Annotated in this window: 16 protein-coding genes; 13 read left to right on the top strand and 3 right to left on the bottom strand. The window is 59.7% G+C overall.

Annotated features, from left to right (window positions below):
- Window positions 1-3: 3 nt before the first annotated feature.
- The 13 genes from LCM4573_RS21005 (at window position 4) to LCM4573_RS28960 (ending at window position 10,194) form a co-directional block, all read left to right on the top strand.
- Window positions 4-663 carry a transglycosylase SLT domain-containing protein gene (locus LCM4573_RS21005; protein ID WP_071008307.1) on the top strand — a complete coding sequence of 220 codons (660 nt, stop codon included), beginning with the start codon at window positions 4-6 and terminating at the stop codon, window positions 661-663.
- Window positions 660-959 carry a TrbC/VirB2 family protein gene (locus LCM4573_RS21000; RefSeq protein WP_071008306.1) on the top strand — a complete coding sequence of 100 codons (300 nt, stop codon included), beginning with the start codon at window positions 660-662 and terminating at the stop codon, window positions 957-959. The genes LCM4573_RS21005 and LCM4573_RS21000 overlap by 4 nt, the downstream gene beginning before the upstream one ends.
- Window positions 960-963: 4 nt before the next feature.
- A complete protein-coding gene (locus LCM4573_RS20995; protein WP_071008305.1) occupies window positions 964-1,305 on the top strand; it encodes a type IV secretion system protein VirB3 in 342 nt (113 codons plus the stop codon).
- Complete coding sequence (locus tag LCM4573_RS20990; RefSeq protein WP_071008304.1) at window positions 1,280-3,682, top strand: VirB4 family type IV secretion/conjugal transfer ATPase; 2,403 nt, start codon at window positions 1,280-1,282, stop codon at window positions 3,680-3,682. Before LCM4573_RS20995 ends, LCM4573_RS20990 begins: the two co-directional genes overlap by 26 nt.
- Window positions 3,679-4,377 (top strand): P-type DNA transfer protein VirB5, encoded by a 699-nt coding sequence (virB5, locus tag LCM4573_RS20985; protein ID WP_071008303.1) that lies wholly within the window; start codon window positions 3,679-3,681, stop codon window positions 4,375-4,377. Before LCM4573_RS20990 ends, virB5 begins: the two co-directional genes overlap by 4 nt.
- On the top strand, window positions 4,374-4,589 hold the full coding sequence (locus LCM4573_RS20980) for an EexN family lipoprotein (protein ID WP_071008302.1): 216 nt from the start codon (window positions 4,374-4,376) through the stop codon (window positions 4,587-4,589). Before virB5 ends, LCM4573_RS20980 begins: the two co-directional genes overlap by 4 nt.
- Before the next feature lie 21 nt (window positions 4,590-4,610).
- Window positions 4,611-5,546 (top strand): type IV secretion system protein, encoded by a 936-nt coding sequence (locus tag LCM4573_RS20975; protein WP_071008301.1) that lies wholly within the window; start codon window positions 4,611-4,613, stop codon window positions 5,544-5,546.
- Between the two features lie 34 nt (window positions 5,547-5,580).
- Window positions 5,581-5,856: a hypothetical protein gene (locus LCM4573_RS20970; RefSeq protein WP_071008300.1), complete on the top strand. Its 276-nt coding sequence runs from the start codon at window positions 5,581-5,583 to the stop codon at window positions 5,854-5,856.
- 4 nt (window positions 5,857-5,860) lie between these two features.
- Window positions 5,861-6,532 (top strand): virB8 family protein, encoded by a 672-nt coding sequence (locus LCM4573_RS20965; protein WP_071008299.1) that lies wholly within the window; start codon window positions 5,861-5,863, stop codon window positions 6,530-6,532.
- A complete protein-coding gene (virB9, locus tag LCM4573_RS20960) occupies window positions 6,532-7,386 on the top strand; it encodes a P-type conjugative transfer protein VirB9 (protein ID WP_071008298.1) in 855 nt (284 codons plus the stop codon). The genes LCM4573_RS20965 and virB9 overlap by 1 nt, the downstream gene beginning before the upstream one ends.
- A 9-nt stretch (window positions 7,387-7,395) precedes the next feature.
- A complete protein-coding gene (gene virB10, locus LCM4573_RS20955; protein ID WP_071008297.1) occupies window positions 7,396-8,568 on the top strand; it encodes a type IV secretion system protein VirB10 in 1,173 nt (390 codons plus the stop codon).
- Window positions 8,569-8,580: 12 nt separating this feature from the next.
- Window positions 8,581-9,570: a P-type DNA transfer ATPase VirB11 gene (gene virB11, locus LCM4573_RS20950; RefSeq protein WP_071008296.1), complete on the top strand. Its 990-nt coding sequence runs from the start codon at window positions 8,581-8,583 to the stop codon at window positions 9,568-9,570.
- Window positions 9,571-9,675: 105 nt separating this feature from the next.
- A complete protein-coding gene (locus LCM4573_RS28960; protein WP_071008295.1) occupies window positions 9,676-10,194 on the top strand; it encodes a DUF6438 domain-containing protein in 519 nt (172 codons plus the stop codon).
- A gap of 175 nt (window positions 10,195-10,369) precedes the next feature.
- Here the strand turns inward: LCM4573_RS28960 and LCM4573_RS20940 are convergent, their stop codons facing one another.
- The 3 genes from LCM4573_RS20940 to LCM4573_RS20930 are packed head-to-tail and all read right to left on the bottom strand — an operon-like array spanning window position 10,370 to window position 13,838.
- Window positions 10,370-11,749, bottom strand: a complete 1,380-nt coding sequence (locus LCM4573_RS20940; RefSeq protein WP_071008294.1) for a flagellar biosynthesis protein FlgA — start codon at window positions 11,747-11,749, stop codon at window positions 10,370-10,372.
- Between the two features lie 12 nt (window positions 11,750-11,761).
- Window positions 11,762-13,288, bottom strand: coding sequence for a tripartite tricarboxylate transporter permease (locus tag LCM4573_RS20935; RefSeq protein WP_071008293.1), 1,527 nt, complete (start codon window positions 13,286-13,288; stop codon window positions 11,762-11,764).
- A gap of 52 nt (window positions 13,289-13,340) precedes the next feature.
- Window positions 13,341-13,838 (bottom strand): tripartite tricarboxylate transporter TctB family protein, encoded by a 498-nt coding sequence (locus LCM4573_RS20930; protein ID WP_071008292.1) that lies wholly within the window; start codon window positions 13,836-13,838, stop codon window positions 13,341-13,343.
- Between the last annotated feature and the right edge of the window lie 19 nt (window positions 13,839-13,857).

Raw genomic sequence — 13,857 nt, 5'->3', positions numbered from 1 at the left:
GCCATGCCTGTTGCGTTCCTCGATCTGGCACAAGCGTGCGCATCCATAGTTGCGACCGAGATACTCGCCGGTGTTGTCAGTCTTGAAAGCAGGTTCGAGCCGCTTGCCATCCRGATCGACGGCGCCCCGCTCTCGGAGCGGCCGACGAACAAGGAGGAGGCGATCAAGATCGCGTCCTCGCTGACGGCCGAGCGCCAGGATATCCAGCTCGGTCTCGGTGGTGTCGGCATGGAAGAGCTCGGGAAGCTGAAGCTCTCGATCTCCGACGCTTTCGATCCGTGCCTCAACCTTCAGGCCACCGCGGCGCTGCTCGACGGATATTACCGGCTCGCACTGAGAGCCGGCGCGGATCCGACGCAAGCCGAACAAGTGATGTTGCAATCCTACTATGGACGGAACGATCCCTCAGTCGGCGCCATGGTCCAGTACAATGACCAGGTCCGCGAGGAGGTGAGGCGCATCGGCGGGACGCTTGCGACTCTCGTGATCAGCGATGGCGGGCGGGAGAGGGCGGTTGTCGAGCAAAGCCATGCCGATGTGGCGATCGAGACAGCGCGGGATGACCGGCCTGCCGAGGAAACGGCCTCCTGGGATGTTTTTAATTCGCGGCGGAAGTCTTCCGTCCTCGTGTTTCCGAGCAGTGAAATGGAGCAGAGTGAATGACCTTCAGTTCCCTTATCCGCCCACTTGCCACCTCCGGTTTGAGGGCCGCCGCCATTGTTGCCATCCTCGTCGAGCCGGCCTTTGCGCAGGCAGCCGGCATCGAGAACGTGCTGCAAAACATCGTGGATCTCTTGACCGGCAACATCTTCCGGCTGCTGGCCATCATCTCCGTAGTCGTGATCTCCTTCGCCTGCATGTTTGGCTATGTGGATCTCAGAAAGGCCGGGTACTGGATCGTCGGTGTCGGCGTCATCACCGGTGCCACTGAATTGGTTAATGCCGTGGTCGGGGGCTAACAGCATGTCTACCGCGAGGCAGGCCTTCGAGGAAGACACGCTGTTCATTGCCTGCACCCGGYCGGCAATGATCGCCGGCGTGACGATGGAAGCGATGGGCATGAACGTCATGCTCACGACCATCCTTTACATCGCAGCCGGTTCGATTGCTTACGCGCTTGTCGGCGTGGTCTTCCATCTGGTGTTCCGCGCGCTCGTCAAACACGACCACAACATGTTTCGCATTCTGGTGGCCTGGCTGGAAACCCGCGGCCGGTCCCGCAACAGTGCCTATTGGGGCGGGACGACGCTTAGCCCCCTGAGGATCGCCCGCAAATACGATGAAAGGGATCTCGGATTTGCTTAAGCGTACCACACTCAGATTTCGTGAACTTGGTCCGGAGACCTTCATCCCCTATGTCCGCCACGTCGACGAATCCACGATCGCGCTCGATGCGCGAGAGCTGATGGTGATGATCGCGCTCGAGGGAGTCTCCTTCGAGACCGCGGATGTTCTCGATCTGAATGCTCTCCATCGCGACCTCAACACCCTCTACCGAAATATCGCAGACGAGCGGCTTGCCTTGTGGACGCATCTCATCCGTCGTCGCGACAACAGCTATCCGGAAGGCGCGTTCACCACGCTGTTCTCGGCAGTGCTCAACGATAGGTATCGCGCGCGAATGGTGAGCGAGGACCTGTTTCGCAACGACCTCTATCTGACGATCCTCTGGTCACCAGCTCGCGATCCGGCAGACAAGGCGGTAAGGCTGCTGTCGCGCCTGCGTCAGACCCGCCGGGCTGGGGTGGAACTCGACCACGAGGCCCTAAAGCAGCTTCACGACAAGGTCGTCGATGTCACGGCGGCGTTAAAACGCTTCGAGCCCCGAGTGCTGTCTCTCTATGAACATGAGGGCCTGCTATTCTCAGAGCCGAGCGAAGTGGTGCACCAGATCGTTGGCGGCCGGCGGGAGCCGATCCCGCTGACCGAGGGGCGTATCGCGTCAGCGATCTATTCCGATCGTGTCATCGTTGGCCGCGAGACGATCGAAATTCGCCACGAAGCTGAAAGTCGCTTTGCCGGCATGCTGAGTTTCAAGGAATATCCGGCCCGCACCAGGTCCGGCATGCTCGACGGCGTCCTCACCAGTCCTTTCGAGCTTATTTTGGCGCAATCCTTCTCCTTCATTCCCAAAACAGACGCTCGCACCATCATGGGCCGCAAGCAAAACCAGATGGTGAGCAGTGGCGACAAAGCGGCCTCGCAAATCGAGGAGCTTGATGGAGCAATGGACGATCTGGAATCCAACCGGTTCGTGCTCGGCGAGCACCATCTGACGCTTTCCGTCTTTGCCGCATCGGTGAAAGAATTGACCGACAACCTCGCTAAGGCGCGCACCAGCCTGACCAGCGGCGGCGCCGTCGTCGCGCGCGAGGACCTTGGTCTCGAGGCGGCCTGGTGGGCGCAGTTGCCCGGCAACTTTCGCTACCGCGCTCGGTCCGGCGCGATCACGTCACGAAACTTCGCCGCGCTGTCGCCCTTTCATTCCTATCCGATCGGTCAGAAGGACGGCAACGAATGGGGCCCCGCAGTCGCTCTCCTCAAGACAGCGTCTGGCTCGCCGTACTACTTCAATTTCCATTATGGCGATCTCGGCAACACCTTTGTCTGCGGGCCATCGGGCGCCGGCAAGACCGTGCTGCTCAACTTCATGCTATCGCAACTCGAAAAGCATGATCCGCATATGGTGCTCTTCGACAAGGACAGAGGAGCCGATCTCTATGTGCGGGCCGCCGGCGGCACTTATCTGCCCCTCAAGAATGGCGTGCCGACCGGCTGCGCCCCCTTTAAGGCTCTTGAACTCACGCCGGAGAATAAGGTCTTCCTAACGCGCTGGGTCGGCAAGCTCGTCGGCTCATCGTCGCGGGAACTAACCGTGACCGAACTTCGCGACATCGCAGCCGCCATTGACGGTCTTGCTGACCTGCCGGTCGAGCGTCGCACGATCGGCGCGCTTAGGACTTTTCTGGACAATACCAATCCGGAAGGGATTGCGGCCAGGCTGCGGCGCTGGGAGACGGGCGGGCCCCTCGGCTGGGTCTTCGACAATATCATCGAGGACATCGGCTTCGGCGAATTCGGTAACGGCGGCAAGTTCGTCGGCTACGACATGACCGACTTCCTCGATAACGAAGAAATTCGGACCCCGTTGATGGCCTATCTCTTCCATCGCGTCGAGCAATTGATCGACGGCCGGCGGATCATCATCGTGATCGACGAGTTCTGGAAGGCGCTTCAGGACGAGGGGTTCYGAGACCTCGCCCAGAACAAACTGAAGACGATTCGAAAGCAGAACGGCCTCATGCTGTTCGCCACACAAAGTCCGCGCGACGCGATCGTCTCGCCGATCGCTCACACCATCATCGAGCAATGCCCGACACAGATCTTCCTGCCGAACTCCCGCGGCAATCCAGCCGACTATATCGATGGCTTCAAGCTGACGGAGCGCGAATTCGAGCTGATCGCGCGCGAGCTTTCCATCGAGAGCCGGCGATTCGTGTTGAAGCAAGGACACAACAGCGTCGTCGCCGAGCTTAACCTCAAGGGCTTCGACGACGAACTCGCCATCCTCTCCGGACGAACCGCCAATGTCGAACTTGCCGATGCGATCCGTGCCGAGGTCGGCAACGATCCCAAGGTTTGGCTTCCCATTTTCCAGCAAAGACGGAGTGCAAGCGGATGATTTCCTATCGACGTCATGGTGCAGCGATTGCCTCTGCGCTCATCCTTTCCATCAGCGGAGCGGCAGGGCAAGGAATCCCGGTGGTCGATCAAACGGCGATCGCCAAGCAGATTGAGAGTATCGCGCAGCTGAAATCGCAACTCGATGCGCTCAATCAGCAGATTCAGCAGGCACAAGAGCTCTACGGTTCGTTCAACAAGCTGACCGACATGGCGAATGTTGCCAGCGTGCTCAACGACTCAGCCATTCGCCAAGCGCTGCCGGCGGACTTCAATGCCATAGAGGGGTTACTGAAAGGCACTGGCACCGGTGTGTTCGGAGACTCCGCCTCGAAATTCCTGGAGGGTAATTCGACTTATCGGACCGGCGCCGACGACTTCTATGCCCAGGAGCTTTCCCGCATCCAGAACAGAAATGCCGGCCAGATGAGTCTCGGTCAGCAGATTTATGATGCCGCGACCAAGCGCATCGATGGCATCGATCAGTTGCGCGAGAAGATATCTACGGTAAGCAACGCCAAGGATATCGCCGACCTCCAGGCGCGGCTCCAGGCAGAGACGGCCTTTCTTCAGACGGACGTGCTGCGCATGGAAGCCCTGCGCATGGTGCAACAGGCGCAAGTTCAGACCGATGAGCAGCGCAAGGCCGAGGACTGGCGTCAACGCATGGATGCCATGGGAGCGGCACTGCAATGAGGCCGCTCGTCCTTTCTGTTTTTCTCTTCATTCTGGCAGCTTGCTCGAGCGAAGCCGAGCGCGCCTACACCGTCAATGAACTGATTGCCGACAAAGCGCTGCTTGCCGGCGTGGTCAGCAAATGCCGCCAAAATCCTGGTGAGTTGGACAACACCCCTAATTGCCAAAACGCTGCGGCCGCAGATTTCAGGGCGCGTCTTGAAAGCATGTAAGGAGCGCTCGGAGGTAAAACCGTGTATCAAGTCTTCGCTTTTGTCGACGGGCAGTTCAAGACACCGCTCGAGAACTTCATCGCTTCAGGAACGTCGAACATCTCCGAGTGGGTCTCAGGCCCTCTGACAGTGGCGATTACTCTTTATATTGTGCTCTACGGCTATCTCGTTCTTCGCGGATCCGTCCTGGAGCCAATCCTCGAGTTTGCATTTCGAGCGATCAAACTTGCGATCATCGTTATGCTGGTGAAGAACGCCGACGACTATCAGACCTATGTGTCCAACATCTTCTTCGAGGTGCTTCCTCGCGAAATCTCACAGGCGCTGAATACCGGAGCTGAACCAAACGCTTCGACTTTTGACAGCCTGCTCGATAAGGGACAACAGTGTGCCAAGGAGATCTGGGCGCGTGCCTCCTGGCCTATCGACATCGTCACCGGTGCCGGGGGCATGATGGTGGTCTGCGCCAGCTTCATCGTCGCCGCGATCGGCTACATAGTCTCACTTTATGCCAGGCTTGCGCTTGCCATCGTGCTCGCGATCGGGCCGATCTTCGTGGCGCTTGCCATGTTCCGGTCGACGCGTCGCTTCACCGAGGCCTGGATAGGTCAGCTTGTAAACTTCGTGGTCCTTCAGGTCCTCGTCGTCGCGGTAGGCTCGCTGCTGATCACCTCAGTCGACACGACCTTCGCTGTGATCGACACCTATAGCGATGTGCTGATGCGGCCGATCGCGCTTTGCGCCATCTGCCTTGCGGCGCTCTATGTCTTCTATCAGCTTCCCAACATCGCTTCGGCGCTTGCCGCCGGCGGTGCCTCGTTGGCCTACGGCTACGGCACTGCACGCGACGCCCACGAAAGCACGCTCGCCCGGGGTCCCGCACGCGGCTTCCGAGCCGCCGGGCGCAGCCTCCGTGCCGTTGGTCGAACCTTCACCTCCAGAAGTGCCGGATCATGACGCTTTTCGCCCGAACAGGAAAAGGCCTCCAGGAATGACCAGAAGATTTTCGCTGCTCTGCATGGCAGCCGCCTTAAGCGGCTGCGCGTCGCTGACCTATCCGCTCCCGAAATGCGATGGCTATTCGCGTCGGCCGCTTAATCGCGCCATGTGGCAGTGGGAAGACAATAGCAACCTCAAAGAGAAACAGTCCGATGCGCGACAGGCGGTCTCTCGGTCTGTTGCCAGGTCCTATGTCAAAGAGGGCAGGAAACATTCCGCCTTCGCCCATCGCGACATCGAGAAATCCTATCGTTCCTGCGAGGATTGACGCCATGGTCTTAGGGGACGAACTCAAATCATATTTCGAGAGGGCGCGGCGCTTCGATCAGGACCGCGTGATCCAAGTCGAACGCTCGGCACGCATTGCCTGGTCCGTCGCCATCGTCGCCAGCATCCTTGCCGGCGCTTCGATCTTGGCCGTGGCCGGCCTGACCCCGCTGAAAACGGTGGAACCGTTTGTCGTGCGGGTCGACAATTCAACTGGCATCRTCGATGTCGTCTCGGCGCTGACGACGACGGCCGGCACCTATGATGAGGCCGTGACCAAATACTTCGCGGCAAAATACGTACGCGCTCGTGAAGGCTATGTCTGGAGCGAGGCGGAGGAGAATTTCCGCACCGTTACGCTTCTGTCGACGCAACCGGAGCAGGCACGTTTTTCCGCCTTCTATCGCGGCAGCAATCCGGAATCACCGCAGAACACCTATGGGCGCAGCGCCACCGCGCGCATTCGCATCGCCTCGATCTCACTGATCAATTCGCATGTCGTATCCGTCCGCTACATGCGCACGATCACCCGCGGAGAAGAAGTCAGAACAACCCATTGGATTGCGGCGCTCACCTTTTCCTATGCCGATGCGCCGATGTCGTCGACAGATCGGCTGGTGAATCCTCTCGGTTTTGCGGTCAGCGAATACCGAGCCGATCCGGAGGCCATTAACTGATGCGGACTGTCTTCATCGCCACTTTCCTTCTTATGGCTGCCACTTTTCCGGCGCTTACCCTCGAAATTCCGCGCGGCGGGACACAGGACAGCCGCGTGCGTTTTGTCGAGTACCAGCCCTATAACATCACCCGCATCATCGGCTCGCTACGCTCCTCGGTGCAGGTGGAATTCGCCGCCGACGAGGAGATCGCGCATGTCGCGCTCGGCAACAGCGTCGCCTGGGAGGTGGCTCCGGCCGGCAATATTCTGTTTCTCAAACCGCGGGAGAACCAGCCGGTCACCAATATCTCTGTCGTAACCACCCGGCGCGACGGATCTACCCGAAGCTACCAGATGGAATTGACGGTGCGGGATGGAAAGGTGGAGGTGGGTAATGACACATACTTTTACGTCAAGTACCGCTATCCAGCCGATGAAGCGGAACGACGGCGACAGGCCGCGGCGGCGCGAGCGGTTGCCGCGCAGACGAAGGAGGCCGACAACGTGCTGGCTCTCCATGAAGCCTTTGGCCCTCGAAACTGGCGTTACTCGGCTCAGGGTTCACAGGCGCTAGCACCGCAGTCCGTTTACGATAACGGGAAGCTTACGACCTTTGCCTTCACCGGCAATCAGGAAATGCCGGCCATCTATATCGAGAACTCGGACGGCAGCGAGAGTCTGGTGCCTAAATCCGTCGACGGCAACCTGGTTCTCGTCCATGCGATCAGCCGCAAATTTATCCTGCGCAGGGGAGGGGATGTGCTTTGCGTCTTCAATGAGGCCTATGACCGGATCGGTATCAATCCTGACACCAACACGACTTCACCGTCAGTCGAGCGCGTGGTCCGCAGCGAGGCCGGCACGGCGCAGTAGGAGGCTGTTATGGTTTATGAAGACGAAAACCGGATACCAGGCGAGCGGGCCGAAACGCACGCCGGCCGGCGGATAGACAACAACCCCACCCTGAAGCGCGGTGCCGTTGCGCTCGCCGTCGTCGCCTTTGTCGGCTTCGCCCTGTGGTCGATGAGTCGGGGAAAGGAAAAGCAGGAAAATTCCCAGCCGGAGCGAGTGGTCATCCGACAAACGACAGACTTCGAACCAGCCAAGGAAACCATTGAACCGATTCAGCCGCTACCGGAAGTGAAGTTGCCAACGCCTGTCGTGACCGAGGAGGCGAAAGAGGAGGATCCACTGCTCGACTCGGCGCGCCGAGCGCCCGTCATCGCCTATAGCGGCGGACAGAGAAACACGAGGTCGCGCCGTGAAGCCGAAAACCCTGTGACGTCGACGGAGAGCAATTTTCTGCCGCTTGATGGAAACACGATGGGCCAGAATACCGCCAACGCGGATGAAGAACGGTTCAACGGGTTGCTACGCCCGACCAAGCTTGAGGGCTCACGGGCCGGCACACTCGGCAATCGTAACTTCATCATCGCGATGGGAACCTCGATACCCTGCGTCCTGGAAACCGCCATGTCATCTGATCAGCCCGGCTTCACGAGCTGTGTGATCAACCGTGACATTCTCTCGGACAATGGCCGCGTGGTGCTGATGGAGAAAGGCACCCAGGTTGTTGGAGAGTATCGCGGCGGTTTGCAGCGAGGACAGAAACGCCTCTTCGTGCTCTGGAACCGTGCGAAAACCCCGAACGGCATCATCGTCACATTGGCCTCGCCGACGACGGATTCGCTCGGCCGGGCGGGCGTCGATGGTTACGTCGACACTCACTGGTGGGAGCGGTTTGGAACTGCGCTTCTCCTTTCCATCGTAGGCGACGCCACACGCTATGCCAGCAGCCGCTTGCAGGACAGTGATGTCGATGCGCAGAACACGACAAGTGCCGGCCAGCAGGCGGCGTCGATCGCCGTCGAGCAATCGATCAACATTCCGCCGTCGCTCAACAAACATCAGGGTGAACTGGTATCGATCTTCGTGGCGCGCGATCTCGACTTTTCCGGGATTTACGGATTGCGAGTGATCGAGCCGAGAAATAAAGTCCTCGACCGGACGGTGCAGGGGGACTTCAGGCCGCAGTCAACGCTCGTGACGAAGTAGGAGGCAGGAGCGATGACCGAAGGTTCTGACGCGACGGTCGTTCGTGAACTGCTTTCTCCGTTGGCGCGGTTCCTCGAAGACAGGTCGCTCTACGAAGTGATCGTCAATCGGCCCGGGCAGGTGCTGACGGAAGATACCGGTGGATGGCGGACCCATGATCTGCCGGAGCTTACATTCGAAAAGCTGATGCGTCTTGCTCGGGCCGTGGCCAGTTTTTCTCACCAATCAATCGATGAGACGCGACCGATCCTGTCTGCAACACTACCCGGCGGCGAGCGCATCCAGATCGTCATTCCACCGGCTACCACCAGAAACACGGTCAGCATCACGATCCGAAAGCCATCCTCGGTCACGTTCACGCTCGATGACCTGGAGGAGCGCGAATTTTTCTCCGAGACCCGGGCGACGAATGAAGACAGTTCGACGACGGACCAGGATTTGCTGGCGCTCTACCGTGCCGGTTGCTTTAAGGATTTTCTGCGGGAAGCCGTCATAGCACGAAAGAATATCATCATATCCGGTGCAACCGGATCGGCCAAGACAACGCTTTCGAAAGCGCTGATCAGACACATTCCGCAGCATGAACGGATCATTTCGATCGAGGACACACCCGAACTGACTGTTCCCCAACCCAACCACGTTCGACTGTTCTATTCAAAAGGCGCCCAGGGGCTCTCCACTGCCGGCCCAAAAGAACTATTGGAATCTTGTCTCCGGATGCGGCCGGACCGCATCTTGCTTCAAGAGTTACGTGACGGCACGGCATTCTCCTATATCCGCAATGTGAATTCCGGTCACCCGGGGTCTATAACCACGGTTCACGCCGACTCCCCAGAACTCGCCTTCCAGCAGCTGGCGTTGCTTGTGAAGGAGTCCGACGGTGGACGCAATTTGGGTCGTGATGACATCGACAAGTTGTTGAGGATGTCGATCGATGTCGTGGTACAATGCAGGCGAATAAGTGGGCGGTTCCGTGCAACCGAGGTTTACTACCCAAGTTGATATTTTTAGGCTTTCCATGCAGCGACGCGATAATAGTTGATCTCTGCGGCCGGGGCAGCACTATCTCATAACGAAATTCGGCATGGATGCTGGGAGACCATTATAATGGTGAGAAGGATAATCCCATACCTTCAGCTCACAGCTGTGTTCTTTGTCGCGGCGACAACAGTTCGAGCAGAGGTGCCATTTGAACGCATTACTGTTGAGCGCGGGCCATGCCTTGGGACATGCCCCGTTTATCGCTTCGTGGTGAATTCAGACGGGGTTGGCCTATTCGAAGGACGAAAATTCACAACGGCGAGCGGGGTGCATCGCTTTGCCGTCACCCCTGAGGAATGGTCCTCCTTTGAAGCCGTCCTAAGGCCATTTCGTCCGCGTGGCACAGAAGACATCACGCTCGGCCATCCGCTGTGCGCACGAATGGCGACAGACCACCCCGTCGTCTCCGTTACGTGGGAGGACGGTGATGGCATCGGTCACCTCAGATTCAATTTTGGCTGTCGCGATGAAAAAACCGAAACCATGGCGGACGCGTTGGCAAGTGCTCCCGATCTTATTCCGCCCCTCGCGGATCTAATCGAGCGGATTCGCTTGGAGGAAGGGGAACTCCACCACCGGGAGTAGCTCGGCGCTGCCTTAACAACTCCAACACCCTGTGCTGCAATGTGAGGTCGCGAGATATCCCGGTGATGGCGGAGAAGCCGATGGCCTCGGGAATGAGCGCCAGCGCTACGGCGATGCCTGAAAGGACTTCGGCGCCGCTTGCGACTTTCAATTCATGCGATCATTGCATTCTTGTCTAAGCGTTAAAAAAGATCGCGTCCTGCTGCTTTCGCAGTCTCAAGAGATGGGAGTTTGGATCAAGCTCGAGATGGCCGAGCGCTATTGCCTCGCCTTCGCGCACAGGCTTTGCCAGTTTGCGATTGGCGACGAGATAGAACGGCGCCGGTGCGTCGGCGGCAAGCGGGGCTGCGGGAATAAGCGCCGATCCGACATTCTCGATCGCATGGTGATGACCGCTTGCCGAGAGCAAAGTACCGGCCGGCAGATCCGCCTCTGCAACAGCGATGAGGTCGAGACGGGGGGTAGGGTCCGGCGCGCCGCTCGACCGTTTCAGGAGGACTGCGTCGAGGATGCTGGTCGCCGCCTCCAGGCCAAGAAGGTGACGCGGAAGATAGATCATCGCCGTGTCGCCGGTGCGGCTGAGAATATGGCCTTTCTCCGCCAGCATCTTCCAGCTTTCAGCATCGCGGCAGCGCATGACCACGAAAACGCCGCCGGCGAAGCTCACCTCGCCCGGCAAGCGCAGGCAATGGAAGACGTCAAGGCGTCTGTCACCGGCGAGAATGCCGCCTTCCTGCCGCGTGGAAAAGATCGTCGGGACCTCAGTGATGCGGGCGATCGGGCAATGGAAATCCGACCGATCGGGCAGAAGATCGATGGAATGGCTAACCACGCCCATTTCGCAGAGATCAGGAACCGCCCGTTGCGGCAGTGCGGCTGCCGCATTGGCACGCGCAGCGATCAGAGTTTCGACCTCCATATCGCCGAGATCCATGAGACGCGAGAATTCCGGAACCGAGATCGCCTCGCCATTGCTCGCCAATGTCGCCGTGGCCGGGTCGAAGACGAAATCGTATTCACTCGCCTTACCAGCCGCGACGATCTCGAAGCCGAGCAGTTCCGCCCAGGTCACCAGATCGATCAGCAGACTTGGCTGATCTCCGTCCACGGGTGTGACGACCACCCCGCGTTCAGCCGCGACATGGGCGAGACCTGGTCCCACGACGCTGTCGACCTCCTTGCTCACCAGTGCGACATGGCGGCCGTTTGAGACGGCCATGTCGGTGTGGCGGGCGCCTGCCTCCGGATCACCGGTTGCCTCCACGAGCAGGTCGAAAGGCAGATCGATGACGTGGGCGAGATCGCCCGTCGCGATGATGCGACCGCCGGCAAAAGCCCGCGCAGCGGTTTCGGCGTTTTCACAGATAGCAATATCGGCATCGGGAATGCCTGCGGCGCGAAGCGCCGCCGCCGCTCGGGCCGCATCCATGTCGACGGCGATCCCGATATCGAGGCGCGGAACGCGGTGGGCAAGCAAGCTGCGCCCGAAGGCGCCAGTGCCGACCAGGCAGACGGATACATTACCGGAGGCGGGGTAAAGAGTGTGACGATACATGGGAACTTGATCTCAGCTTGCGTTGGACGGGTTTTGACGGCCGCGCCGGATCAGGCTGCGGAAGCCCATAATTTTCCCGATCAGCGGCCAGACGAGCATAAGGATGCCGAGCCCCATGATGCTGGCGACGAGCGAGTTCGACCAGAAGATCGTGAGAGAGCCGTTCGACATCAGCATGGATTGGCGGAACGCATCCTCGGCCTTGTCGCCGAGCACCATGGCAAGCACGAGCGGCGCGATCGGATATTCCAGCTTCTTGAACACATAGCCGACGACGCCGAAGATCAGCACCAGCCACATATCGAAGGTAGAATTGGYGATCTGATAGGCGCCGGAGAAGATCACGGCGACGATGATCGGCCCGATGATGGYGAAGGGAACGCGCAGAATGGCGGCATAGAGAGGCACGGTGCTGAGCACGAGCAGGACGGCAACGACATTGCCGAGATACATCGAGGCGATGAGACCCCAAACGAAATCTGGGCGATCGATGAAGAGCATGGGTCCCGGCGTCAGTCCCCAGATCATCAGTCCGCCCATCATCACCGCCGCGGTGGCCGAGCCCGGCACGCCAAGGGCCAGCATGGGCAGTAGCGCGGAGGTGCCGGCCGAGTGATCGGCGGTCTCCGGACTGACGATGCCGCGCGGATCACCCTTGCCGAACAGTTCAGGATTGCGGGCGAAGCGGCGCGTCATGCCGTAGGCCATGAAGGACGCGGCCGTCGGGCCTGCCGGCGTAATGCCCATCCAGATTCCGATCAGGATGGATCGGCCGATCGCCACGGCGTGTCGAGGGATTTCGATGATCGTACGCAATACGTCCAGAGGTCGGATACGGGCCTTGATGCCTTCGAAGCGGAGGCCCTCCTCGGTAGTCAGCAGGAGTTCGCCGATACCGAACAGACCCATGACCGCCACCAGGAAGGACACGCCCTTGATGAGGTCGGGAACGCCGAAGGTGAGGCGAAGCCCGCCTGAGATCGTATCCATGCCGACGGTCGCGAGCGCAAAACCTAACATCATGGAGACAAGCGTCTTTGCAGGGGCGTTGGCCCCCATGCCGATGAAGCTGGCAAAGGCTAAGAAGTAGACAGCAAAGAACTCCGGCGACGAGAATTGCAGCGCAAAGCGGGCGACCCAGCCCGAAAGCAGCGTGATCATGATCACGCCGGCGATCGCGCCGATGCCGGCCGACATGAAGGCCAGGGTGAGTGCGCGCGTCGCCTGACCGCTGCGCGCCATTGGATATCCGTCGAAAGTCGTGGCGACGGAGGAAGGTTCGCCCGGAATGTTGAAGAGGATCGATGTCGTCGAGCCACCGAAAAGCGCGCCCCAATACATGCAGGAGAGCAGGATGATCGCCGAGATAGGGTCCATGGCGAAGGTGAGTGGCAGGAGGAGCGACACGCCATTCGGCGCGCCCAGCCCGGGCAATACGCCGACGAGGATGCCGAGCATCACGCCCACCACCATGATGGCCAGATGGTAGCCACTGATGACAGTGGCGAAACCATCGAGCAGATGGCCGAAATTCTCCATGAAACTTCCTCCCAAACGATATTAGCAAGCCGCCCTGCGGCGGCCCGCCCGCTTAGTAGATGCCGAGCCAGCCTTCGATCGGACCCTTCAGCAGCGGCACCTGGAACGCGATCTCGAAGACGCAATAAAAGGCAGCGGTGACCGCCGCGCCGGTAAGGATGGCGACCCACCAGCGATAGCGGCCCTGCCAGATCATCGCGGTCGAAACGTAAAGCAGCGTCGCGACATAGAGGCCGAGCAGAAGGGCGCCGACCATGAAGCCGACGAGAGGCAGGCCAAAGGCCAGAACCGGCCGGGCGCGCTCGCTATCCAGGAAAATCTCCCCGCTCCAATCCTTAACGAACGCTCGTATCAGGTTGGCCAGGCTTCCCAGGATGATGAGAAGCCCGATATAGAAGGGAAAATAACCGGGCGCCGGTCCGGTTTCGGTCCAGCCCGTACCGATCTCGGCGGCGCCGTAGCAGACCGCGCCGCCCGCTGCCGCCGTGGCGATCGCCGTGCCGATCTCCATTGTCCGGCGGCTGAGGTGCCTTTTGCTGTCGTCAGCCATGGCAAGCTCCTCCAACTGG

This window comes from Rhizobium sp. LCM 4573 (assembly GCF_001854865.1).
In the GTDB taxonomy this organism is placed as follows: domain Bacteria; phylum Pseudomonadota; class Alphaproteobacteria; order Rhizobiales; family Rhizobiaceae; genus Neorhizobium.
This window is presented reverse-complemented; position numbering and strand designations above follow the sequence as displayed.

Excerpts from the sequence above, each read along its gene's own strand:
- LCM4573_RS21000 (WP_071008306.1), top strand. The coding sequence starts at position 660 with ATGACCTTCAGTTCCCTTATCCGCCCACTTGCCACCTCCGGTTTGAGG.
- virB5 (WP_071008303.1), top strand. The coding sequence starts at position 3,679 with ATGATTTCCTATCGACGTCATGGTGCAGCGATTGCCTCTGCGCTCATC.
- LCM4573_RS20980 (WP_071008302.1), top strand. The coding sequence starts at position 4,374 with ATGAGGCCGCTCGTCCTTTCTGTTTTTCTCTTCATTCTGGCAGCTTGC.
- LCM4573_RS20970 (WP_071008300.1), top strand. The coding sequence starts at position 5,581 with ATGACCAGAAGATTTTCGCTGCTCTGCATGGCAGCCGCCTTAAGCGGC.
- virB9 (WP_071008298.1), top strand. The coding sequence starts at position 6,532 with ATGCGGACTGTCTTCATCGCCACTTTCCTTCTTATGGCTGCCACTTTT.
- virB10 (WP_071008297.1), top strand. The coding sequence starts at position 7,396 with ATGGTTTATGAAGACGAAAACCGGATACCAGGCGAGCGGGCCGAAACG.
- virB11 (WP_071008296.1), top strand. The coding sequence starts at position 8,581 with ATGACCGAAGGTTCTGACGCGACGGTCGTTCGTGAACTGCTTTCTCCG.
- LCM4573_RS28960 (WP_071008295.1), top strand. The coding sequence starts at position 9,676 with ATGGTGAGAAGGATAATCCCATACCTTCAGCTCACAGCTGTGTTCTTT.
- LCM4573_RS20940 (WP_071008294.1), bottom strand. The coding sequence starts at position 11,749 with ATGTATCGTCACACTCTTTACCCCGCCTCCGGTAATGTATCCGTCTGC.
- LCM4573_RS20930 (WP_071008292.1), bottom strand. The coding sequence starts at position 13,838 with ATGGCTGACGACAGCAAAAGGCACCTCAGCCGCCGGACAATGGAGATC.